At 73.3% G+C, this 21,198-nt stretch carries 18 protein-coding genes and 1 pseudogene; 7 read left to right on the top strand and 12 right to left on the bottom strand.

Annotated features, from left to right (window positions below):
* Window positions 1–61: 61 nt before the first annotated feature.
* Both BJ971_RS23670 and BJ971_RS23665 read left to right on the top strand, forming a co-directional pair.
* The gene (locus BJ971_RS23670) at window positions 62–1,198 is read left to right on the top strand and encodes a glycosyltransferase family 4 protein (protein ID WP_184995416.1); all 1,137 of its coding nucleotides are present in this window, start codon (window positions 62–64) and stop codon (window positions 1,196–1,198) included.
* A complete protein-coding gene (locus BJ971_RS23665) occupies window positions 1,195–2,307 on the top strand; it encodes a glycosyltransferase (RefSeq protein ID WP_203709675.1) in 1,113 nt (370 codons plus the stop codon). Before BJ971_RS23670 ends, BJ971_RS23665 begins: the two co-directional genes overlap by 4 nt.
* Here the strand turns inward: BJ971_RS23665 and BJ971_RS23660 are convergent.
* The 3 genes from BJ971_RS23660 to BJ971_RS23650 all read right to left on the bottom strand — a co-directional run bounded on the left by BJ971_RS23660 (window position 2,304) and on the right by BJ971_RS23650 (window position 4,630).
* Window positions 2,304–2,867: an HD domain-containing protein gene (locus BJ971_RS23660; RefSeq protein ID WP_184995415.1), complete on the bottom strand. Its 564-nt coding sequence runs from the start codon at window positions 2,865–2,867 to the stop codon at window positions 2,304–2,306. The two genes, BJ971_RS23665 and BJ971_RS23660, sit on opposite strands and share 4 nt — an antisense overlap.
* An 84-nt stretch (window positions 2,868–2,951) precedes the next feature.
* Window positions 2,952–4,112 (bottom strand): LCP family protein, encoded by a 1,161-nt coding sequence (locus BJ971_RS23655; protein ID WP_184995414.1) that lies wholly within the window; start codon window positions 4,110–4,112, stop codon window positions 2,952–2,954.
* Between the two features lie 65 nt (window positions 4,113–4,177).
* A complete protein-coding gene (locus BJ971_RS23650; protein WP_184995413.1) occupies window positions 4,178–4,630 on the bottom strand; it encodes a DUF6069 family protein in 453 nt (150 codons plus the stop codon).
* A gap of 143 nt (window positions 4,631–4,773) precedes the next feature.
* On the opposite strand from BJ971_RS23650, the gene BJ971_RS23645 reads away from it, so the two are divergent.
* From BJ971_RS23645 to BJ971_RS23635, 3 genes are all read left to right on the top strand, one after another.
* Window positions 4,774–5,871 carry a sensor histidine kinase gene (locus BJ971_RS23645; RefSeq protein WP_184995412.1) on the top strand — a complete coding sequence of 366 codons (1,098 nt, stop codon included), beginning with the start codon at window positions 4,774–4,776 and terminating at the stop codon, window positions 5,869–5,871.
* The gene (locus tag BJ971_RS23640; protein ID WP_184995411.1) at window positions 5,868–6,542 is read left to right on the top strand and encodes a response regulator; all 675 of its coding nucleotides are present in this window, start codon (window positions 5,868–5,870) and stop codon (window positions 6,540–6,542) included. The genes BJ971_RS23645 and BJ971_RS23640 overlap by 4 nt, the downstream gene beginning before the upstream one ends.
* Window positions 6,543–6,606: 64 nt before the next feature.
* A complete protein-coding gene (locus BJ971_RS23635) occupies window positions 6,607–7,815 on the top strand; it encodes a globin domain-containing protein (RefSeq protein ID WP_184995410.1) in 1,209 nt (402 codons plus the stop codon).
* 1 nt (window position 7,816) lies between these two features.
* On the opposite strand, the gene BJ971_RS23630 is transcribed toward BJ971_RS23635, so the two are convergent.
* From BJ971_RS23630 to BJ971_RS23615, 4 genes are read right to left on the bottom strand one after another with little or no spacing between them, the layout of a single operon-like run.
* Window positions 7,817–8,746 carry a DUF389 domain-containing protein gene (locus tag BJ971_RS23630; protein WP_184995409.1) on the bottom strand — a complete coding sequence of 310 codons (930 nt, stop codon included), beginning with the start codon at window positions 8,744–8,746 and terminating at the stop codon, window positions 7,817–7,819.
* Window positions 8,747–8,754: 8 nt separating this feature from the next.
* A complete protein-coding gene (locus BJ971_RS23625; protein WP_184995408.1) occupies window positions 8,755–10,332 on the bottom strand; it encodes an ABC transporter permease in 1,578 nt (525 codons plus the stop codon).
* Window positions 10,329–11,237, bottom strand: a complete 909-nt coding sequence (locus BJ971_RS23620; RefSeq protein ID WP_184995407.1) for an ABC transporter ATP-binding protein — start codon at window positions 11,235–11,237, stop codon at window positions 10,329–10,331. Before BJ971_RS23620 ends, BJ971_RS23625 begins: the two co-directional genes overlap by 4 nt.
* Before the next feature lies 1 nt (window position 11,238).
* Entirely contained in the window at window positions 11,239–11,409 is a 171-nt protein-coding gene (locus BJ971_RS23615) for a hypothetical protein (RefSeq protein WP_377885627.1), read from the bottom strand.
* A 72-nt stretch (window positions 11,410–11,481) separates the two neighbouring features.
* On the opposite strand from BJ971_RS23615, the gene BJ971_RS23610 reads away from it, so the two are divergent.
* Entirely contained in the window at window positions 11,482–11,976 is a 495-nt protein-coding gene (locus tag BJ971_RS23610; protein ID WP_184995406.1) for a GbsR/MarR family transcriptional regulator, read from the top strand.
* Here the strand turns inward: BJ971_RS23610 and BJ971_RS23605 are convergent.
* The 5 genes and pseudogenes from BJ971_RS23605 to BJ971_RS23585 form a co-directional block, all read right to left on the bottom strand.
* Complete coding sequence (locus tag BJ971_RS23605; protein ID WP_184995405.1) at window positions 11,958–12,626, bottom strand: response regulator; 669 nt, start codon at window positions 12,624–12,626, stop codon at window positions 11,958–11,960. The two genes, BJ971_RS23610 and BJ971_RS23605, sit on opposite strands and share 19 nt — an antisense overlap.
* Window positions 12,623–15,124 carry a DUF4118 domain-containing protein gene (locus BJ971_RS23600; protein ID WP_184995404.1) on the bottom strand — a complete coding sequence of 834 codons (2,502 nt, stop codon included), beginning with the start codon at window positions 15,122–15,124 and terminating at the stop codon, window positions 12,623–12,625. Before BJ971_RS23600 ends, BJ971_RS23605 begins: the two co-directional genes overlap by 4 nt.
* 10 nt (window positions 15,125–15,134) lie before the next feature.
* Window positions 15,135–15,425, bottom strand: a pseudogene (locus BJ971_RS23595) (potassium-transporting ATPase subunit C); the annotation flags it as partial.
* A gap of 64 nt (window positions 15,426–15,489) precedes the next feature.
* Window positions 15,490–17,487 carry an APC family permease gene (locus BJ971_RS23590; protein ID WP_377885628.1) on the bottom strand — a complete coding sequence of 666 codons (1,998 nt, stop codon included), beginning with the start codon at window positions 17,485–17,487 and terminating at the stop codon, window positions 15,490–15,492.
* Window positions 17,488–17,535: 48 nt separating this feature from the next.
* The gene (locus BJ971_RS23585; RefSeq protein ID WP_239087824.1) at window positions 17,536–19,935 is read right to left on the bottom strand and encodes a phosphoketolase family protein; all 2,400 of its coding nucleotides are present in this window, start codon (window positions 19,933–19,935) and stop codon (window positions 17,536–17,538) included.
* 244 nt (window positions 19,936–20,179) lie between these two features.
* Between BJ971_RS23585 and BJ971_RS23580 the strand changes: the two genes are divergently transcribed.
* On the top strand, window positions 20,180–21,184 hold the full coding sequence (locus BJ971_RS23580; protein WP_184995401.1) for an alcohol dehydrogenase catalytic domain-containing protein: 1,005 nt from the start codon (window positions 20,180–20,182) through the stop codon (window positions 21,182–21,184).
* The last annotated feature ends 14 nt before the right edge of the window (window positions 21,185–21,198 follow it).

The following is a 21,198-nucleotide window of genomic DNA, read 5'->3' as shown; positions in this document are numbered from 1 at the left end:
TTCGGCTCGCGGCCATGCCCGGGTGGCCCGGCGGATCGCTCCTGCCGATCATCGTGTGGGCATGCGAATCGCGCTGGTCACGGAGTCGTTCCTGCCGGACGTCAACGGTGTCGCGAACTCGGTGGTGCGCTCGGCCGAGCATCTGCTGCGCCGCGGCCACGAGCCGATGGTGATCGCGCCGAGGGCCGCCGGCGGACAGGACCCGGTCGACGCGCCGTACCCGGTGGTGCGGATGCCGTCGCTGCGGATGCCGGGCTACCCGCAGCTCCGGCTGGGGCTGCCCACGCCGGCGCTGAGCGCGGCGCTGCGCGCACACCGGGCCGAGGTCGTCCATCTGGCCAGCCCGTTCGTGCTGGGCGCCTGGGGCGCGGCGGCCGCGAAGTCGCTGGGGCTGCCCACGGTGGCGGTCTACCAGACCGACGTCGCCGCCTACGCCCGCGCGTACGGGGTCGGCATGACCGAGGGCGCGGCGTGGCGGTGGATCCGGACGGTGCACAACTCGGCGCAGCGGACCCTGGTGCCCTCCACCGGCTCGGCCGAGGCGCTGGTGGCGCACGGCGTCCGGCGCGTGCACATGTGGCGGCGCGGCGTGGACGACGTCCGGTTCCACCCGCGGCACCGCAGCGCGGGCCTGCGCCGCGCCCTCGCACCGGGCGGCGAGGTCCTCGTCGGATTCGTGGGTCGCCTGGCCGTGGAGAAGCAGGTGGAGCTGCTGGACGAGGCGAGCCGGCTGCCGGGCGTGCGGCTGGTCGTCGTGGGTGACGGGCCCGCGGCCGCGTCGCTGCGCCGGGCGCTGCCCCGCGCGGTCTTCGCCGGGGTGCGGCACGGCGCGCAGCTCGCCCGGCTGTATGCCAGCCTGGACGTGTTCGCGCACACCGGACCGTACGAGACGTTCGGGCAGGCGGTGCAGGAGGCGATGGCCAGCGGCGTGCCGGTGGTGGCGCCCGCACTCGGCGGGCCGCTCGACCAGGTCACCCACGAACGGACCGGCCTGCTGGTGCCGCCCTTCGAGGCGGCCGGGTTCACGGCGGCGGTCGCGGCGCTGGCCGCCGATCCGGAGATGCGGGCCGCGTTCGGCGCCGCGGGCCGGGTGGCGATCGAGGGCCGCAGCTGGTCCGCGGTCGGCGACGAGCTGATCGGGCACTACCGGGCCGTGACGGCCGGGGTGCCCGACGGGAGGATGGCGGTGGGCCGGTGAGGATCGTGCGGATCGCGAACTTCGTGACCGAAAGCTCCGGCGGCCTGCGTACCGCGCTGCACGAGCTGGGCGCCGGGTACGAGGCCGCGGGCCACGAGGCCACGCTGATCGTGCCTGGCGCCCGCCGCTCGGACGTGCGTACCGCGCAGGGCCGGGTGATCACGCTGCCGGCGCCCGGTGTGCCCGGCATGGGTGGCTACCGGGTGCTGATGGACCGGCGCCGGACCGCCGCGGTGCTGCGCGGGCTCGCCCCGGACCGGATCGAGGTGTCGGACCGCACCACGCTGCGCTGGGTCGGCCGCTGGGCTCGGCGGGCCGGCGTGCCGTCGGTGATGGTGTCGCACGAGAGCCTGGACGGGCTGTCGCGGCTGTTCGGCCCGGCGGCGTCGCGGCGGGTGGTGGACCGGGCCAACGCGAGGACCGCGGCCGACCACACCACGGTGGTCTGCACGACCGGCTGGGCGGCCGCGGAGTTCACCCGGATCGGCGCCCGCAACGTGGTCCGCGTACCGCTGGGTGTTGATCTGGATCGGTTCTCGCCGTCCCGCTTCGATGCCGGGATGCGTCGTCGCTGGGCGGCCCCGGGGGACCTGCTGTTGCTGCACTGCGGGCGGCTGTCGGCCGAGAAGCGGCCGCGCCGGTCGCTGAACGCCCTCGCGGCCCTGCACGCGGCCGGCGTGCCGGCGGTCCTGGTGGTGGCCGGCGGCGGCCCGCTGCGCCCCGCCCTGCAGGGCGAGGCCGCCGACCGGGGCCTGCCCGTCCGGTTCCTGGGGCACGTCCGCGACCGGGACGAACTCGCCGGCCTGCTGGCCACCGCGGACGTCGTGCTGGCGCCCGGCCCGGTGGAGACGTTCGGCCTCGCCGCCCTGGAGGCGCTGGCCGGCGGCACGCCGGTGGTGGCGAGCGCGGACAGCGCCCTGCCCGAGGTGATCGGCGCGGCCGGGATCGCCGCGCCCGGCGAGGGACCGGCCTACGCGCAGGCCGTCCTGGACCTGATGGGCCGCCCGGAGCGCCGGCGGACGGCCCGCGAGCAGGCTTGCCGGTACCCGTGGGCGGCGTCGGTCGACGGCTTCCTCGCCGCGCACGGCATCGTGGCGGCACGGTGCTAAACGCAGGCCGCCGCGACGCGGCTCTCCACCCGGTGCGCGACGGCCAGCAGGTACGGCCCCCGCAGCCGGTGTGCGGCGGCGTTCGGCGACCGGGGGCCGTGCCGGCGCAGCATGTCGGAGATCCGCTGTTGGACGAGCATGCGACGGCCGCCCGGGCCGACGGTCTGATCGGCGTAGGTCAGGGCGTCGGCGAGCGGTGACTCCTCCCGGTCGAACGCCCGCAGCGCCTCCTGGAGGTTGCGCGCCTCTGCCACGAAGCACGCACCCGAGTGGTGCGCCACCAGCGCGCTGATGCGCGGCGGCCAGCCGTGGTCGTCGAGGTACCGCGCGCCGTCGAGCGGGTGGAAGCCGGTCTCGCGGATCGAGTCGGCGTAGCCGATGTCGTGCAGCCAGGCCGCCGCGACGAGCACGTCCGGGTCCTCGCCGAGCGTCCCGGCGAGTTCCTCGGCGCGTTCGGCGACGCCGGCGGAGTGCTGCCACCGTTCGGGCAGGTCGGCGAGGACGAGCTGGGCCACCCGTCGTGCCTGATCCACCCGGGTCGTGGAGACGGTCCCATACATGGTTTAGAGGTTACGAATCGAGCGGGATCGACACCACGACTGACCGGCAAGACATGCAGTGTTCACCCGCAGGACACCGCGACTTCAGAGTGGCCCGCCGTCGTTGATGACGAGCTCCGGATGGTCGATGAGGAACTCGCCCAGCCGGTCGTCGGACGCGGCCCGGAACAGCGCCCGGGTGGCCTCCGTGACGCCCTCCCCGCCGCCGGACGCGGCGGCGAAGGTGCCGCCGTTGGTCCTGATCGGGATCAGGTCGGCGGCGGCAAGGCCCTTCAACCCGAAGATGAAGTCGTTGACGGGTACGCCGTTGGTGTCCATCCGCAGCGAGGATCCCGCGGCCGACATGACCGCCGACACCTTCGCCGGATTCGACAGGATGCCCGCGCTCGTCGCCTTCTTGGCCATCGCGCGCAGCAGCTGCTGCTGGTGGCGCTGCCGGTCGTAGTCGCCGTTGGTCGAGTGCCGGAGCCGGGAGAACTCCAGCGCCTCCCACGCCGCCATGTTGCGGCACCCCTTGCGGAACCACAGCGCGTTCCGCGGGGGAGAGGTCGGGTCGGCGCCGACGGCGTAGCTCACCTTGCCCTTGGAGTCGACGGTGTAATGGCTGGACCAGCTGTCCTTGTCCACGCACATGCGCACACCGCCCATCGCCTCGAGGATGCCGCGGAACCCCTCGAAGTCGATCACGACCACGCCGTCGAAGTCGATGCCGGTCAGGTTCTGCACGGCCTTGGTGGCGAGCCGGGCACCGCCGGTCCAGCCGCGGCCGTTCATGGACCCGTACGCGTACGCGGAATTGATCTTCTCGGTGCTGCCGTTGAAGCCGATCGACCGGTCCGCGGGGATCTCGGCGATCAGGTCCCGCGGAATCGAGATCATGTAGGCCTGATCGTGCGACGCCGTGATGTGCAGGACGAGGATCGTGTCGGACCGGGAGACCTCGCCCTTGGCCTCCCAGCCCTGCCGGGTGTCCAGGCCCAGCATCAGCAGGCTCATCGCGCCCTCGGGCAGCTCGCCGGCGGGCGCGCCCGCCGCCGCCGGGTCGCCGAGCACGCTGGAGGTGGTCTGGATGTTGCCGGTCAGCTGGTCGAGCAGGTACCGGGACGCGACGATCCCGCCGACGCTGACCAGCATCAGCGCCGCGCCGGCCGCGGTGACCAGCTTCGCCCACAGCGGCGCCCGGTGCGGCCTGCGCCGCACCCGTGTGCCGGTAGGGTCGTCCCGCTTGGTGACCATTACCGGCATGCGTTGACTCCTCAGGGGGACGGATCGTTGTGCGGGAGCCAATCCCACCGCCCTGGCGATCATCTTTACCCGCGGTTAACGGCGAGGGAAGGCGCAGTGTCCGGATCGGACTCGCGGCACGCCACGGAGCTTCGGGCCAGCAGCGGTATCAGCACGGCGCCGGCCGCCAGGTGCATCGCCACCAGCGCGGCGGTCGCGCCGGCGCCGACGGCCGAGCCGATCGGGCCGAGCAGCGAGACCAGCAGGACGGCGCCGGCGGTGCCGGACCAGAGCGCCGCGGCGCGCCGGGTGCGGCGTTCGAGCAGGGCCAGCAGCGCCCAGGCCGCCAGCCCGGCGACCACGGTCGCGAGCACGACGGCGGCCGGCGTCACGGTGGTGCGGCCGGACCCGCGGTCCACGACCAGCTCGACGCCGGCGACCTGGTGCGCGATCGTCCAGACGGTGTACGCCGCCCCGGTCGCGGCCACGACGGCGAGGGCGCGGGTCACGCGCCGCATGCGTACGCATCGGATGTTCATCGGATCCTCCTGGAGTGGTGCCGGCATCGGACTGCCCACCACGATCCGGCGCGCGGGCCTCGTCCCGGATCGCCCCAGGGACGGAGACCGGGTCGTTCCCGCGACGGATGAGCCGCGGCGCCCGGCGGCCTACCGTGAGGGGCATGAGGACCTTCCGGATGAGGCCGGCCGTTTCCGACGCGGCCTGGGCCGGCGTGCTCGCGGTCCTGCTGACCGCGCTGATCCTCGCCGTGCCGGAGGGGCCCGGCACCGTCGCCGCGACCGTTGCCGCCGTGTGCTGCGGGCTCGCCCAGGCGGCCACGCTCCTGCTGATGCGCCGGTGGCCGGAGGCGGCGATGGGCCTCGCGATCGCCGCCGGCATCGGCATCGAGGCGCTCGCGCCGCAGGTCGGCTGGCTGGGGCTGGCCGCCGCGCCGCTGATCTCCTACGCCCGGATCAGGCCGCCGCGGGTCTCGCTGCGGGCGCTGGCCGTGATGCTCGCCCTGACGCCCTGGTCGTACCTGCACGGCGGCTGGGCCGAGCTGGTCACCGCCGTCTTCGGGTCCCTGCTCGGCTGGGCCTGGGGCGAGCTGGCCCGGACCCGGTGCATCCGGCGCGAGCAGGAGCGCCGCCGGATCGTCTCGGACGAGCGCGCGCGGCTGGCCCGCGAACTGCACGACGTGATCGCGCACAACGTGTCGCTGATGGTGGTGCAGGCCGGCGCGGCCGCGGACGTCTTCGACCGGCGGCCGGAGCGGGCCCGGGCCGCGCTCGACACGATCCAGGACGCCGGCCGATCGGCCCTTGGCGAGCTGCGGGTCATGCTCCAGGCGCTGCGCCCGGACGGCACCGAGCCGCGATCGCCCCAGCCCGGCCTCGACCAGCTCGACGCGCTCGCGGCCTCGCTCGGCGCGGCCGGGCTCGCGGTGGCCGTCAACCGGGCCGGGCCCGCCCGGATCGTGCCGGCCGACGTCAGCCTGTCCGCGTACCGGATCGTCCAGGAGTCGCTGACCAACACGCTGCGGCACGCGCGGGCGACCCGGGCCGAGGTCGACCTGCGCTGGACCGACGCCGCGCTGCACCTGGAGATCACCGACGACGGCGCGCCGGCCGCTCGGGTGCCCGCCCCGCACGGCGCCGGCGCGGGCCTGGTCGGCATGCGCGAACGCGCCCGGCTGGTCGGCGGTAGCCTCGACGCCGGACCGCTGCCCGCCGGCGGGTTCCGCGTCTCGGCCCGCCTGCCCCTTGGAGCGCCCGCGTGAGCGTCACCGTCGTGCTCGCCGACGACCAGGAGCTGGTCCGCGCCGGGTTCGCGATGATCCTGGAGGCCCGCGACGACATCGAGGTGGTCGGCGAGGCAGGCGACGGGCTGGCGGCGGTGGCGCTGACCGCCGAGCTCCGGCCCGACGTGGTGCTGATGGACGTCCGGATGCCCAGGATGGACGGCATCGAGGCGACCCGGCGGATCGTCGCGTCCGGCAGCGCCGCCCGGGTCGTCATGCTGACCACGTTCGACCTCGACGAGCCGGTCTTCGCCGCGCTGCGGGCCGGTGCGAGCGGCTTCCTGCTCAAGGACATCCGCCCGGCCGAGCTGGCCGACGCCGTCCGGGTGGTGGCCCGCGGCGAGGCGCTGCTGGCGCCGACGGTGACCCGGCGCCTGCTCGACCGGTTCGCGGCGGGCCTGCCGGCCGGCCCGGGCCCGGACCGGCGGCTCGACCTGCTCACCGCCCGGGAGGCCGAGGTGCTGACGCTGGTCGCCCGCGCGCTGACCAACACCGAGATAGCCGAGCGGCTCTTCCTCACCCAGGCGACGGTCAAGACGCACGTCTCGGCGATCCTGACCAAGCTCGGGCTGCGCGACCGCGTACAGGCTGCGGTCCTGGCCTACGAGACCGGCCTGGTCCGGCCGGGCGCGATATCCGATCCCGCGTAGCCGGCGCCCGAATCGTGGATAGTGTCGGGAGGGGCGTGCCCATTCCTCACCCGGGAGGTCACAGGTGCTGTCGGACAAGGCCCGGCCGATCGTCGAGGCCACGCTGCCGGTCGTCGGCGACAACATCGCCGAGATCGCGACACGGTTCTACGCGCACATGTTCGCCGGGCACCCGGAACTCCTCGACGGGGTGTTCAACCGCGGTAACCAGGCCGACGGCAGCCAGCCGAAGGCCCTGGCCGGCTCGGTTGCGGTGTTCGCGACCGCGCTGGTCAAGCACCCGCGGCAGCTGCCGGAGCGGCTGCTGACCCGGATCGCGCACAAGCACGCGACGCTGGGCATCGGCCCGGACCAGTACCAGATCGTGCGGGACAACCTGATGTGGGCCATCGGCGACGTGCTCGGCGACGCGGTCACCGCCGACGTCGCGGCCGCGTGGGACGAGGTCTACTGGCTGATGGCCTACGCGCTGATCAACCAGGAACGCGGCCTGTACAGCGCGCGCGGGGTGACCGCGGAGCGGGTGTGGCGGCGGTGGCGCGTCGCGGAGAAGGTGCCCGAGGCCGACGACGTCGTGCAGTTCGTCATGCGGCGCGTCGACGACCGGCCGGTGCGTACCTCGCTGCCCGGCCAGTACATCACCGTGCAGGCGCCGATGCCGGACGGGGTGCGCCAGCCGCGCCAGTTCAGCCTGACCCGGGCCGACGACGGCGAGCACCGCTACTTCGCCGTCAAGCGGGTGCACGGCGGCGGCAAGCCCGACGGCGAGGTGTCGACGCTGCTGCACGACCGGATCCAGGTCGGCGACGAGCTCAGCCTGAGCGTGCCGTACGGCGACGTCGTGCTCGACGACGGCGGCCGGCCGGCGGTGTTCGTCAGCGCCGGGATCGGGGTCGCCCCGATGGCCGGGATGATCTCGCACCTGGTCGCGGCGGGTTCGAGCCTTCAGGTCACGCTGCTGCACGCCGACGCGAACGAGCGCGCGTTCCCGCTGCGCCGCCAGTTGGCCGGCGACCTCGCCCGGCTGCCCGGATCCTCGCTGCGGGTCTGGTACGAGGACGGCTCGGGCAGCGAGCTGCCCGTCGCCGGCGTGCACGGCGGCATGATGAGTCTGTCCGGAGTGGACCTGCCGGAGGACGCGCTCTACTACCTGTGCGGGCCGATCGCGTTCATGCAGGCGATCCGGGGCTCGCTGATCGAGCGCGGCGTTCCGGTGCGCGACATCCAGTACGAGGTCTTCGGCCCGGACCTGTGGCAGGCGGACCTGGACTGACTCAGCCCGCCGGCCGGGTACGCCGCCACACGACCTGCTGGAACAGCAGGGTGAGCACGCCGGCGACAACGATCGCCGCCACGTTGATGACCAGCTGGAGCGCGGAGCCGACCGCCTCCTCGTGTGCGCCGTAGGCCAGCGCGACCGCGGCGTTGGCCGCCGCGGGGATGGTGGTCACCGAGATCAGCACGCCGACCAGCGTGCCGGTCTTGGCCGAGGTGAGCGAGAGCATGCCGGCCACGCCGCCGAGGAAGCCGATCACCCAGGACAGCGCGTCCGGGCGCCAGATGAAGTCGGTGAGCGGCCGCTCCTGGAGCAGCATCGACCGGTCCACCAGATCGAGGGCGGTGAGCAGCCACACCGCCAGCACCGTGACGACCATGGCGAACGGGAAGCCGGCCGCGAGGGCCAGCCCCGAGCGGCGGACCAGCCGCCATCGGCGCCGCACGATGCCGACGCAGAGGGCGGAGAGCGGGCCGAACTCCGGGCCGACGACCATCGATCCGACGATCAGGATCGGCTGGTCGAGCAGGACACCGATCGCGGCGATGATCATGGCGATGGTCATGAACGCCAGGAACGAGCCGGACAGCTCGGCCTCCTCGCCGGTCTGCTGCTCGAGCTCCTGCCAGACCACGGCGTCGACGCCCAGCCCGGGTACCCGCCGTGCGGCCCGGTCGGCCGACGCCGACAACGCGGCGTCGACCCGCTCGACGACGATCGCGCCGTCGGTGTCCAGCCCGCGGGCGCGCAGCCGGTCCAGCACGACGCTGGCACCCTCGCGGACCACGTCGAACTCCAGCACGTCGCCGCGCGGCGAGCGGGCGGCGCCGGGCAGCACGATCAGGTGGGTGACCGCCACGTCGCCCGCCAGCTCTTCCAGTACCGCCTCGGTGCGTTCCTCGGGTGTGATCACCCGTACATGCAGCATCCGGGCCCCTAGTAGCCGAGGTCTCGGCGGCGTAGTCCGGCGTAGCCGGCCGCCACGAGCGACGCGGCGACCAGGCCGATGACGAGCAGCGGCGCGACGCCCAGGTTGTCGAGCGGGACCTGCGGGGTGTGCGCGAACGGCGACGCGCGTCGCGACCAGCCGGGCAGGTCGAACGAGTCGGCGAAGAGCGCGATGACCGCGCAGTAGCCGACGGCCACCCACGCCAGGGCCGCGGACGCGCGCGGCAACCAGCCGAGCACCAGCACCACCACGGCGACGATCAGCCACACCGCGGGCAGGTAGGCGAGCGCGACCGCCGCCAGGCGCGGTATCTGGCCGGCGTCCGAGACGGTCAGGCCGTACGCCAAACCCTCGCCGAGGCCGAACGTGAGCAGCACCAGGGCGCTGCCGGCCAGGGAGACGCTGAGGTGGCTCGCCAGCCAGGTGCCGCGGCCGGTCGCCGTCGCCAGCACCGGCTCGGCCCGGCCGGAGGTCTCCTCGCCGCGCAGCCGCAGCGTGGCCGCCACCCCGTAGGCCGCCGCGAGCAGGGCGGAGAGCCCGACGGTCAGTGCCAGGTAGGCGTCGACGAGGTCCGCGGTGCCGCCCGGCAGGAACTTGGCGACCTCCGGGTTGTCCAGGAAGTACTGCTCGATGGTGTCGCCGATCGAGCCGTACGCGGCGCCGAGCAGGAAGAGCCCGGCCGCCCAGCCGATCAGGGAACCGCGTTGCAGGCGCCAGGCCAGCGCGTACGCGTTGCGCAGCGCGGGGGAGGCGGTGGGCCGGCCGGGCCGGGGCGGCACCAGGCCGGCGCCGAAGTCGCGGTGCCCGAGCAGCGCCACCGCGCCCGCCACCAGCAGCGCGGAGGTGCAGAGCGCGAGCAACAGCGGCCACCACCGGTCGCCGGTGTACGGAAACGTGCGCTGGCTCCAGCCGATCGGCGAGGCCCAGGACAGAGCGCCGTTGCCGACGTCGCCGGCGGCCCGCAGCACGTAGGCCGCCCCGAGGACGAGCGCGACGGCGCCGTACACCGCGCGGGCGTTCTCGAAGACCTGCGCCGCGAGGGCGGTGAGCGCGGCGAACGTGATGCCGACGGCGGCGGTCGCGAGGCCGAACAGCAGCGAGCCGCCGACCGGCAGGCCGGTGCCGGCGGTCGCGGCGAACACCAGCACCGCGACGGCCAGGTTCGCCAGCGCGGCAAGCGACAGCGCCGCCGCCAGCGGGGCCCGCTTGCCGACCCGCGCCGAGCGGAGCAGCTCGGCGCGGCCGGTCTCCTCCTCGGCGCGGGTGTGCCGGCCGACCAGGAACATGCTCATCAGCGCGACCACGATGGACACGAAGCCGAGGATCTCGAACACGACCTCGCCGCCGATGGCGTCCAGCAGCCGGGTCGGGCCACTCATCGCGATCACGGCGGTGTTGCCGCCGATCGAGTGGCGCAGCTTCTCCAGGGCCTCGGGCGTGCCGTACAGGGTCTGGCTCTGGGTGGACTGGATCAGCACGAGCAACGTCGCGCCGAGCAACCACCACGGCAGGCCGAAACGCTCACGGCGGAGCATGAAGCGCAGCAGGCCGAGGGTCCCGGTCAAGACGGCACCTCCTGGTCGCCGTAGTGGCGCAGGAACAGCTCCTCCAGCGTCGGCGGCGTGCTGGTCAGGCTGCGCACGCCGAGCGGCGCGAGCCGGCGCACCACGGCGTCCAGCTGGGCGGTGTCGACGTCGAAGCGGGCGTGATGGTCCTCGACCACCGCGTCGTACACGCCGGGCAGCGCCTCGATGCCGGCCGGCGACTCCGCCGTCTCGACCGTGACCGACGTGCGGGTCAGGTGCCGCAGCTCGCTCAGCGTGCCGGACTCGACGGTGCGGCCGAGCCGGATGATGCTCACCCGGTCGCACAGCGCCTCGGCCTCGGCCAGGATGTGGCTGGACAGCAGCACCGTCCGGCCCTGCCGCTTCACCTCCTGGATGCACTGCTGGAACACCGACTCCATCAGCGGGTCCAGGCCCGACGTCGGCTCGTCGAGCAGCAGCAGCTCGACGTCCGCGGCCAGCGCCGCGATCAGGGCGACCTTCTGCCGGTTGCCCTTGGAGTAGGTGCGCGCCTTCTTGCGGGGGTCCAGGTCGAACCGCTCCAGCAGCTCGTCGCGCCGGCGCCGGTCGATGCCGCCGCGCATCCGGCCGAGCAGGTCGATGACCTCGCCGCCGGTGATGCCCGGCCAGAGCGTGACGTCGCCGGGCACGTAGGCCAGCCGGCCGTGCAGGGCGACCGCGTCGCGGCCCGGGTCGCCGCCCAGCAGCCGCACCTCGCCGGCGTCGGGACGCAGCAGGCCGAGCAGCACCCGGATGGTGGTGGTCTTTCCCGCGCCGTTCGGGCCGAGGAAGCCATGCACCTCGCCGGTGGCAACGGTCAGGTCGAGCCCGTCGAGGGCCTTGGCGGCCCCGAACGACTTGCTCAGCCCGGTGATCGAGATCGCGGGCCCGTCGGAGGTGGTCATGTCAGCTCCCTTTGCGCAGGGGCGAGTGGTGCCGGGTCAGGTTATCGGCATGTCGCGGCGGGCCGAGGAACCCCTGCACCTCACCCTGCGCGACGGTCAGGTCGAGACCGTCGAGCGCGGTGACCCGGCCGAACCGCTTGGTCAGGCCGGCTACCGAGATCGCATTTTCCACGTTTCAGAAGCTACACTCGTTTCACACATGTGTGAAAGTTCGTACACGAAAAATTGACGCGAGGGGGTCCGCATGCGGGACGAGACCGCGCTGCGCAGCTTTGTGGAGGACATGTCCCGGCTGCTGGGCGACTGGGGCTTCCCGCGGATGGCCGGCCGGGTGGTGTTCACCCTGATGGCGGCCGACGAGCGGTCGCTGAGCGCGGGGGAGCTGGCCGAGCGCCTTGACGTCAGCCCGGCGGCCATCTCGGGCGCGGTGCGCTACCTGACCCAGCTCAGCATGGTGACCCGGGAGCACGTGCCCGGCTCGCGCCGCGACCGCTACCGCCTCGTGGACGACTCCTGGTACGAGGTGACCGTCGCCAAGATGACCCTCCTGAAGACCCTTGCCGACGCCGCGGCGCAGGGCGCCGCCGCCGCGGGCGGGCGCGACACGATCGCGGGGGAGCGACTGGCGGGCATGAGCGACTTCTACAACTGGGTGCAGGACAACCTGCCGGCCATGCTGGAGCGCTGGGCCGAGCTCAAGGCCGCCGCCGCGCGGGGCGATCAGGGCGCGAACCGGTAGCCCATGCCCGGCTCGGTGAGCAGGTGCCTCGGGTGCGCCGGATCCTCCTCGAGCTTGCGGCGCAGCCGGGCCATGTACTGCCGCAGATAGTTCGTCTCGGTCGAGTACTGCGGCCCCCACACGTCGCGCAGCAGCAGGCGCTGGCTGACCAGCATGCCGGGGTTGCGCAGCAGGTGGTCGAGGATCTGCCACTCGGTCGGCGTCAGCTTCACGTCGTGCGAGACGGTGCGCGCGGCCAGGTCGACGGCGTACCGGCCGACGGTGACCACGGCGGGATGCTCGGCGGCGGGCTGCGCCCGGCGCAGGGCGGCCCGGATGCGGGCCAGCAGCTCGTCCACCCCGAACGGCTTGGTGACGTAGTCGTCGGCGCCGGCGTCGAGGGCGTCGACCTTGTCGCGGCTCTCGGCCCGGCCGGAGAGGACCACGATCGGGACGGCGGTCCAGCCGCGCAGCCCGCCGATGACCTCGACGCCGTCCAGGTCGGGCAGGCCGAGGTCGAGCACCACCAGGTCGGGCGGGTTGTCGGCGGCTGCCTTCAGTGCGGCGCCGCCGTCGCCGGCGGTGACGACCTCGTAGCCGCGGGCGCGCAGGTTGACCCGCAGGGCGCGCAGGATCTGCGGTTCGTCGTCGACGACCAGGATGCGGGTCATTCGGGTACCTCCGTCGCGTGCGCGCCGGCGGGCAGCGCGAGAATCATGGTGAGGCCGCCGCCGGGTGTCTCCTCCGGGGTCAGCGTGCCGCCCATGACCTCGGTGAGCCCGCGGGAGAGTGCGAGGCCGAGCCCGACGCCGGTGTGGTTGTCGCGGTCGCCGAGCCGCTGGAACGGCAGGAACACGTCCTCCCACCGGTCCTCCGGGATGCCCGGGCCGTGGTCGATGACCCGGATCTCGATGGTGCCGGCCAGCGCGCTGGCGGTGACGACCGGCGGCCGGCCGGCCGGGCTGTGCCGCAGTGCGTTGGCGACGAGGTTGACCAGGATGCGTTCGAGCAGGCCGGGGTCGGCGTGCACGGCGGGCAGGTCGGCCGGCAGGTGCAGGGGGATGGTCACGCCGAGGTCGTCGAGGGCGCGGGGCACGACGTCCTCGGCGCCCAGGTCGACGGCGTGCACGCCGAGCGCGCCCGCTTGCAGGCGGCTCATGTCGAGCAGGTTCGCGACGAGCCGGTCGAGCTTGTCGAGTGACTCGTCGGCGGTGGCGAGCAGCTCGGCCCGGTCCTCGTCGTCCAGGTGCACGTCCTGCGCGGCGAGCCCGGCCACCGCCGCCTTCGCGGCCGCGAGCGGGGTACGCAGGTCGTGGCTGACGGCCGCGAGCAGCGCGGTGTGCATCTTGTCCGCCTCGGCGAGCGGCTTCGCGGCGGCGGCCTCGGCCGCGAGGCGCTCCTGCCGCACGGCGAGGGCGGCCTGCGCGGCGAAGGCCTCCACGATCCGCCGGTCGCTGGCCCGCAGCGCCGGGCCGCGCATGACGATGGTGAGCCGGTCGTCCGCGTTCACCTCGGCGTCGGCCTCCGACGGCGCCGGGCAGGGTGCGCCGCCGACCGAGGCGACGACCGTCCACCCGGGACCGTCGCGTTCGAGCAGGGTGACCGTCTCCTGGCGGAACGTCTCCCGGAGCCGTTCGAGCAGGGCGGTCAGCGGCCGGGCGCCGCGCAGCACGCTGCCGGCGACGGTGGCTAGGGTCTGCGCGTCGGCGCCGGCCTGGGCGGCGCGACGGGTGGTGCGGGCGGCGGTGTCCACGACCCAGCTCACCGCGACGGCCACCACGACGAAGATGATCAGGGCGAGCAGGTTGGCGCCCTCGGCGATGGTGAAACGGCCGGTCGGCGGGGTGAAGAACCAGTTGAGCAGCAGCGATCCGCCGACCGCCGCGAGCAGCGCGGGCCACAGTCCGCCGATGAGCGCGACGCCGACGACGGCCGCGAGGAACAGCAGGATGTCGTTGGTCAGCGTCGTGGGGGACGCGGCGTGCAGCAGCCAGGTTAGCGCCGGAAACCCGGCGAGCACGGTCAGGAACCCGGCGATCCGCCGCCTGCGCGACAACGCCGCCGGCAGCCGACGGGCGACGTGACCACGCCGGACGCGTTCGTGGGTCACCAGGTGCACGTCGATGCTGCCCGAGCGGGCGGCGGTGGTGACGCCGACGCCGGCGGAGAAGAGCTGGGCGAGCCGCCCGCGGCTGGACGCGCCGAGCACGATCTGGGTGGCGTTGGCGCCGCGCGCGAACTCCAGCAGCGCCGCCGGGACGTCCCCGCCCATGACCTGGTGGTAGGTGCCGCCGAGGCCCTCGACCAGGACCCGCTGTCGGGCCAGCGCCGCCGGGTCGGCACCGGCCAGGCCGTCGTTGCGCGCTACATGCACGGCCAGCAGGTCGGCACCCTTGGTGCGGTCGGCGATCCGGGTGGCCCGGCGGATCAGGGTGTCGCCCTCCGGGCCGCCGGTGAGCGCGACGACGACGCGTTCCCGGGTCTCCCAGGTGGCGTCGATCCGGTGGGCGGCGCGGTAGGCGTCGAGCTGGTCGTCGACCTTGTCGGCGAGCCAGAGCAGGGCCAGCTCGCGCAGGGCGGTGAGGTTGCCGGTGCGGAAGTAGTTGCCGAGCGCGGCGTCGATCTTCTCCGGCCGGTAGATGTTGCCGTGCGCCATCCGCCGGCGCAGCGCCTCCGGGGTCATGTCGACCAGCTCGACCTGCTCGGCGGCGCGGACCACCGCGTCGGGCACGGTCTCGCGCTGCTCGACGCCGGTGATCTGCGCGACCACGTCGTTGAGCGACTCCAAGTGCTGCACGTTGACCGTCGTCAGAACGGTGGTACCGGCGTTGAGCAGTTCTTGCACGTCCTGCCAGCGCTTGGCGTTGCGGCAGCCCGGCACGTTGGTGTGGGCCAGTTCGTCCACCACGGCCACCGCGGGGGACCGGTCCAGGAGCGCGTCCAGGTCCATCTCGGTGAAATCGGCCCCACGGTAGGACATCCGACGGCGGGCGATCACCTCCAGGTCGCCGATCATCGCGGCGGTGTGCGCGCGGCCGTGCGTCTCGACCAGCCCGACGACGATGTCGGTGCCGCGCTCGGCGCGGCGGTGCGCCTCCTCCAGCATGGTGTACGTCTTGCCGACGCCCGGTGCGGCACCAAGGTAGATGCGTAGCTGCCCGCGGGCCACCCCGGTCTCCTTACCGTCGCTCGTCGAGGGCGACATTGAGTTGCAGGACGTCGACGCCCGGCTCGCCGAGGAAGCCGAGCGCCCGGCCGTCGGTGTGTTCGCGTACCAGTGTGCGCACGGTGTCCTCGCTCAGGCCGCGGATCCGGGCGACCCGCGGCACCTGGAGCTCGGCGTACGCGGGGCTGATGTGCGGGTCGAGGCCGCTGCCGGAGGCCGTGACGGCGTCGGCGGGCACGGCCGGGTGCGCCGCCGCGTCGCCGCGGATCGGGGTGATCACCCCGCCGAGGGCGCGGTAGTTGTCAGCGGTATTGACGCGATGACTACGCCGCCACGCCATTCTTGACCCGCCGTTGACGCCGGCCCGGCTAGCCGACGTGGATGGCGGGGCGGCGGGCGGGGTCCGGCTCGTGCTTGCGGACGATCTCGCGGACCACGGGCGCGGTGTCGCCGCGGCCGAGCAGGAAGTACCGGACCATGTGCACCAGCGGGCTGCCCTCGGCCCAGGCGAAGTAGCAGTGCGGGCGTACCCCGGTGGTGTCGCGCAGGGCGAGCAGGACGGCGGCGATCGCGTTGGGGCCGGCGGGTGCCTGCGCGCGCAGGACCCGGTGCGGGCCGACCCGCACGCCCCGGACGGTGAGCGTCTCGCTGAACTCCGACGGGTCGATGACGTCGATCTCCAGGAACAGCACGTCGGCGGTGCCGGGCACGGGGTTGTCGCCGCGCTGCTCGCGCTCCTTGAGCCGGTACTCGGCGGCGTCGCCGGCCTGGCGGCGGTTGGCGATGATGTTGATCTGGCCGTCGTGGTCGAGGGTGTCGGTGATGAACCCGCGGGCCGTGTCGTCGAACTCGATGCGGTCGGCGCGCAGCTCCGTCGTGCGGGAGACCCGGGAGATCAGGGAGACGGTGATGATGCCGGCGACGAACATGGCGGAGATGGCGATGCCGTCGGGCTTGTCGACGATGTTCGCGGTCAGCGCGTAGGCCAGGATGCAGGTGAGCAGCGCGAGGCCGGCCGTGGCCCAGCGCTGGCGGTGGCGGAAGGCGGAGACAGTGACGGCGAAGGCGCCGGAGACCATCATCGCCAGGATGCCGGTGGCGTAGGCGCCGGCCTGCGCGTCGACGTCGGCCTTGAACGCGATGGTGAGCACGACGCTGATCGCGGTGTACACCAGGACGACCGGGCGCACTGCGCGGCCCCACTCGGGCGCCATGCCGTAGCCGGGCAGGTAGCGGGGCACGATGTTGACGAGTCCGGCCATCGCCGAGGCTCCGGCGAACCACAGGATCAGCACGGTGCTGATGTCGTAGACGGTGCCGAACGTCTCGCCGAACTGCTCGTGCGCCAGCCAGGCCAGGGCCCGCCCGTTGGCGGCGCCGCCCTCGGCGAACTCACCGGCCGGGATCAGGATGGTGGTGACGAGGCTGCTGCTGAGCAGGTAGACGCTCATGATGACCGCGGCGGTGGTGAGCAGCTTGCGGCTGTTGCGGATCCGCGACCGCAGCCGCTGCTCGGCGTCGGCGCCGTCGGAGGCGACGAGCGGCATCATGCTCACCCCGGTCTCGAAGCCGGAGAGGCCGAGCACCAGCAACGGGAACGCGAACAACGCCGGCCCGACCAGGTCGGCGAAGCTGCCGCCCTGGCTGGTGAGCGCGGTCGTCCACGCCGACCACGCGGTCGGCGAGGTGACCACCTCGACCAGGCCCGCGCCGATGATTATCGCGTTGAGGCCGAGGAAGATCGCGACCAGCGGGATGGCGACGCTTACGGCCTCGCTGAAGCCGAGCAGGAACACCCCGCCGAGGACCAGCAGCAGGATGACGGTCAGCGCTACCGCGTGCCCGTGCAGGAAGCCGGGCGCGTGCGGGTTCTCCAGCACGTGCAGGCTGGCGTCCGAGGCCGACAGGGTGATCGTGATGATCCACGAGGTGGCGACGAAGCCGAGCAGGACGAGCACGAAGATCTTGCCGCGCCAGAACGGCAGCAGCTCCTCCAGCATCGCCACCGACCCGGCGCCGTGCGGGCTCTCCTTGGCCACCCGCCGGTACATCGGCAGCATGCCGAACAGCGTCAGCGCCACGATGATCAAGGTCGCCAGCGGGGACACGGCGCCGGCCGCCGCGATGGCGATGGCCGGCACGTAGGCGAGGCTGGAGAAGTAGTCCACGCCGGTCAGGCACATGACCTTCCACCAGGCGTGCTGCTCGGAGTGCGCCTCGGCGGCGGCCGGGCCGACCGGCGGCACCTTGTGCTCGAGCAGCCAGCGGGCCAGCCCGCCGGAGGGTTGTGCGCGTGTCGCGACGACGTCCACCACCGCCGGTATGACCGGCTCCTTGGCGGCCCGCGCCCGTTCTCTCTTAGCCACGAGGCATCACGGTACGACACCCCGGCACGGGCCGCTCCGGTGCGGGCCCTATCCGGTCGTGCGGTCGGCGAGGGTCCAGTCGCGGACCTCGGGCATGTCCTCGAGATGCTCGACGATGTACGCGTCGTGCCGGGCGAGCTGCGCCACACACCAGGCCTTGAGCTCGGTGGCGCCGCGCGGCAGCCGCTTGGCGTTGTTGATGGCGTCCATGACCAGGTGGTAACGGGAGACCTGGTTGCGCACGGTCATGTCGAACGGGGTCGTGGTGGTGCCCTCCTCGATGAACCCGCGCACGTGGAACCGGTCGGCGTCGGGCCGGCCGTGCACGAGCTGATGGATCCCGCCGAGGTAGCCGTGGAACGAGGAGATCACGTCGACGGTGTCGGTGAACAGCTCGGTGAACTGGGTCTCGCTCATGCCGTGCGGGTGGTCCTTGGGCCGGGGCAGCGTCATGAGGTCGACGATGTTGACGACCCGGGTCTTGAAGCCGGGCAGCCGCTCCTTGAGGATCTGCGCGGCGGCGACGGTCTCCATGGTGACGACGTCGCCGGCGCAGGCCAGCACGATGTCCGGGTCGCTGGTGCCGTCGTCGGTGCCGGCCCATTCCCAGACGCCGGCGCCGCGGGTGCAGTGCTCGATCGCCTCGTCCATCGTCAGGTACTGGAGCTGCGGCTGCTTGTCGATGACGATCAGGTTGACGTACGAGCGGGACCGGAAGCAGTGGTCGGCCACCGACAGCAGGCAGTTCGCGTCCGGCGGCAGGTAGACCCGGGCCACGTCGCCGTGCTGGGTCAGCACCACCTGGATCAGGCCGGGTCCCTGGTGCGAGAAGCCGTTGTGGTCGTTGCGCCAGCACGTCGAGGTGAGCAGGACGTTGAGGCTGGGCACCTTGGCGCGCCAGGGCAGGTTCCTGGCCTCCTGCAGCCATTTGCCGTGCTGCACCGTCTGCGAGGCGCTGACCATGGCGAACGCCTCGTAGGTGGCGAACATGCCGTGCCGTCCGGTGAGGTTGTAGCCCTCCAGCCAGCCGTGGCAGCTGTGCTCGGAGAGCACCTCGACCACCCGGCCGTCCCGGCCGAGCTTGACGTCGTCCGGGGTGACCCGCTCCATGAATGTCCGGTCGGAGACCTCGAAGACCGCGCCGAGGCGGTTGCTGTTCGTCTCGTCCGGGCAGAAGAGCCGGAAGTTGTCCGGGTTGCGGCGGTAGATGTCGCGCATCAGCTCGCCCAGCTTGCGGGTCGACTCCGCACGCGTGGTGGCCGGCGCGGCCACGTCCAGGGCGTAGCCGCGGAAGTCGGGCAGGTCCAGGTCGCGGGTGAGCAGGCCGCCGTTGGCGTGCGGGGTGGCGCTCATCCGCAGGTCGCCCTTCGGCGACTGCTCCCGGATCAGGGCGTTGGGCGCGCCGGTGCGGTCGAAGAGCTCCTCCGGACGGTACGACCTGAGCCAGCGCTCGAGCATCGCCAGGTGCTCCGGGTTGTCGCGTACGCCGGAGAGCGGTACCTGGTGCGAGCGCCAGGTACCGGTGACCTTGACGCCGTCGACCTCGTCCGGCCCGGTCCAGCCCTTCGGCGACCGCAGGACGATCATCGGCCAGGTCGGCCGGCTGCCGTCCCAGTCGCCCTCGCGGGCCGCGGTCTGGATCTCGCGGATCCGCCGCCAGGCGGTGCCCAGCGCGGCGGCGAAGCGGAAGTGCATGCCGGGCACGTCGTCGCCCTCGACCTCGACCACGTCGTAGCCGTGGCCGCGGAGCAGGGCGCGTACCTCGTTCGGGTCCTTGCGGGCCAGCACGGTCGGGCCGGCGATCTTGGCGCCGTTGAGGTGCAGGATCGGCAGGACGGCGCCGTCGTGCTTGGGGTTGAGGAAGGAGACGCCCTTCCAGGAGCCCTCCAGGGGTCCGGTCTCGGCCTCGCCGTCGCCGACCACCGCGATCGCGAGCAGGTCCGGGTTGTCCATGACCGCGCCGAACGCGTGGACCAGCACGTAGCCGAGTTCGCCGCCCTCGTGGATCGAGCCAGGCGTGGTGACCGAGACGTGGCTGGGTATTCCGCCGGGGCTGGAGAACTGCCGGAACAGGCGCAGCATGCCGGCCTCGTCCTGGCTGATCTTGGGGTAGATCTCGGTGTAGGCGCCCTCGAGGTAGCCGGCGGCGACCAGGGCGGGGCCGCCGTGTCCGGGTCCGGCGAGGTAGATGGCCTGTTGGCCGGTGTAGCGGATCAGCCGGGACACGTGTGCGTAGATCAGCGAGAGGCCGGGGCTGGTGCCCCAGTGGCCGAGCAGCCGCGGCTTGATGTGCGCGGGGGTCAGCGGCTCGTGCAGCAGCGCGTTGTCCTGCAGATAGATCTGACCGATGGTCAGGTAGTTGTTGGCCCGCCACCAGGCGTCCAGCCGGGCAAGGTCGGTCTCGTCGAGTTCGGGGAGCGTACGAGGTTCGGTCACGACCGCGGTCACAGCGATATCCCCTTCGCAGTTCTCGGCTTGTCTCGAGCGTAGGTCCGGGCGAGACCCGTTCCGAGGCACGGAAGGCATACCCCGAGGGACTTTCGGCCCTCAAGCACGTTAACCCTGAGGTCCGCCCCGCCGCCGTGGAACGGCGATCGAGCCCTCAGTAGTCCCGGGTGTCAGGGCCGTTCGGCCCTAACGGCGCACGCGATCTTCGGCGAGGTTGAGTCGAGACGAGGACGGGGGTACGTCGATGCGCGCAGCCATGGTGACCGGCTTCGACCGGCCGCTGGAGGTCAGGAGGGTGCCGCTGCCCGAGCCCGGTCCCGGGCAGGTCCGGGTGCGGATCGAGGCGAGCGGCCTGTGCCACACCGACATCCACGCGGCCCGCGGCGACTGGCCGGTCCGGCCGCAGCCGCCGTTCATACCCGGCCACGAGGGCGTCGGCATCGTCGAGAAGGCGGGCGCCGGCGTCACCCGGCCCGCCGTCGGTGACCGGGTGGCGATCCCCTGGCTGGAGCGCGCCTGCGGCGCCTGCGAGTACTGCGTCACCGGCTGGGAGACGATCTGCGCCCGGCAGCTCGACACCGGCTACGCGGTCGACGGCGGCCACGCCGAGTTCGCCGTGGCCGGCGCCGGGTACGTCGTCGGCGTGCCGGAGGGCCTCGACCCCGCCGAGGCGGCCCCGCTGACCTGCGCCGGCGTCACCGGCTACCGGGCCGTCAAGGCCGGCGGCGTCGGCCCGGGCGCCCGGGTGGCGGTCTTCGGCATCGACGGCCCCGGCCACCTGGCCCTGCAGTACGCCGGGATCCTCGGCGGCGAGTGCGTCGCGGTCGACGTCACCGAGGAGAGACTGGTCATGGCCAAGCGGCTCGGCGCGGCCCACGTCGTCAACGCCGCCGAGATCGATCCGATCTCGGCGATCGGGGCACTCGGCGGCGCCGACGTCGCCGTCGTCCTCGCCCCCGGCCCGCGGGTCGTCGAGCAGGCGCACGCCTCGCTGCGCCGCGGCGGCCGGCTGGTCCTGGCGTCGCCGCTGCGCGACGACGGGATGCCGGTCTTCCAGGAGGTGCTCAAGGACGTCCGGGTGATCGGCTCGATCGTCGGCACCCGCGCCGACCTGACCGAGGTCTTCCGGCTGCACGCCGCCGGGCGCACCCGGGTGCGCTACGAGACCCGCCGGCTCGACGACATCAACGGATCCATCGAGGACATGCTGGCCGGCCGGGTGCCGGCGAGCCTGGTGCTGCTGCCCTGAACCCGGCCGCCGTG

This window comes from Amorphoplanes digitatis (assembly GCF_014205335.1).
GTDB lineage: Bacteria > Actinomycetota > Actinomycetes > Mycobacteriales > Micromonosporaceae > Actinoplanes > Actinoplanes digitatus.
The sequence above is the reverse complement of the archived record's forward strand: the minus strand, read 5'-3'. Positions and strand labels throughout refer to the sequence as shown.

Coding starts and splice junctions, on each gene's coding strand:
- BJ971_RS23670 (WP_184995416.1), top strand. CDS start 62: ATGCGAATCGCGCTGGTCACGGAGTCGTTCCTGCCGGACGTCAACGGT.
- BJ971_RS23660 (WP_184995415.1), bottom strand. CDS start 2,867: ATGTATGGGACCGTCTCCACGACCCGGGTGGATCAGGCACGACGGGTG.
- BJ971_RS23655 (WP_184995414.1), bottom strand. CDS start 4,112: ATGCCGGTAATGGTCACCAAGCGGGACGACCCTACCGGCACACGGGTG.
- BJ971_RS23650 (WP_184995413.1), bottom strand. CDS start 4,630: ATGAACATCCGATGCGTACGCATGCGGCGCGTGACCCGCGCCCTCGCC.
- BJ971_RS23645 (WP_184995412.1), top strand. CDS start 4,774: ATGAGGACCTTCCGGATGAGGCCGGCCGTTTCCGACGCGGCCTGGGCC.
- BJ971_RS23630 (WP_184995409.1), bottom strand. CDS start 8,746: ATGCTGCATGTACGGGTGATCACACCCGAGGAACGCACCGAGGCGGTA.
- BJ971_RS23620 (WP_184995407.1), bottom strand. CDS start 11,237: ATGACCACCTCCGACGGGCCCGCGATCTCGATCACCGGGCTGAGCAAG.
- BJ971_RS23610 (WP_184995406.1), top strand. CDS start 11,482: ATGCGGGACGAGACCGCGCTGCGCAGCTTTGTGGAGGACATGTCCCGG.
- BJ971_RS23605 (WP_184995405.1), bottom strand. CDS start 12,626: ATGACCCGCATCCTGGTCGTCGACGACGAACCGCAGATCCTGCGCGCC.
- BJ971_RS23580 (WP_184995401.1), top strand. CDS start 20,180: ATGCGCGCAGCCATGGTGACCGGCTTCGACCGGCCGCTGGAGGTCAGG.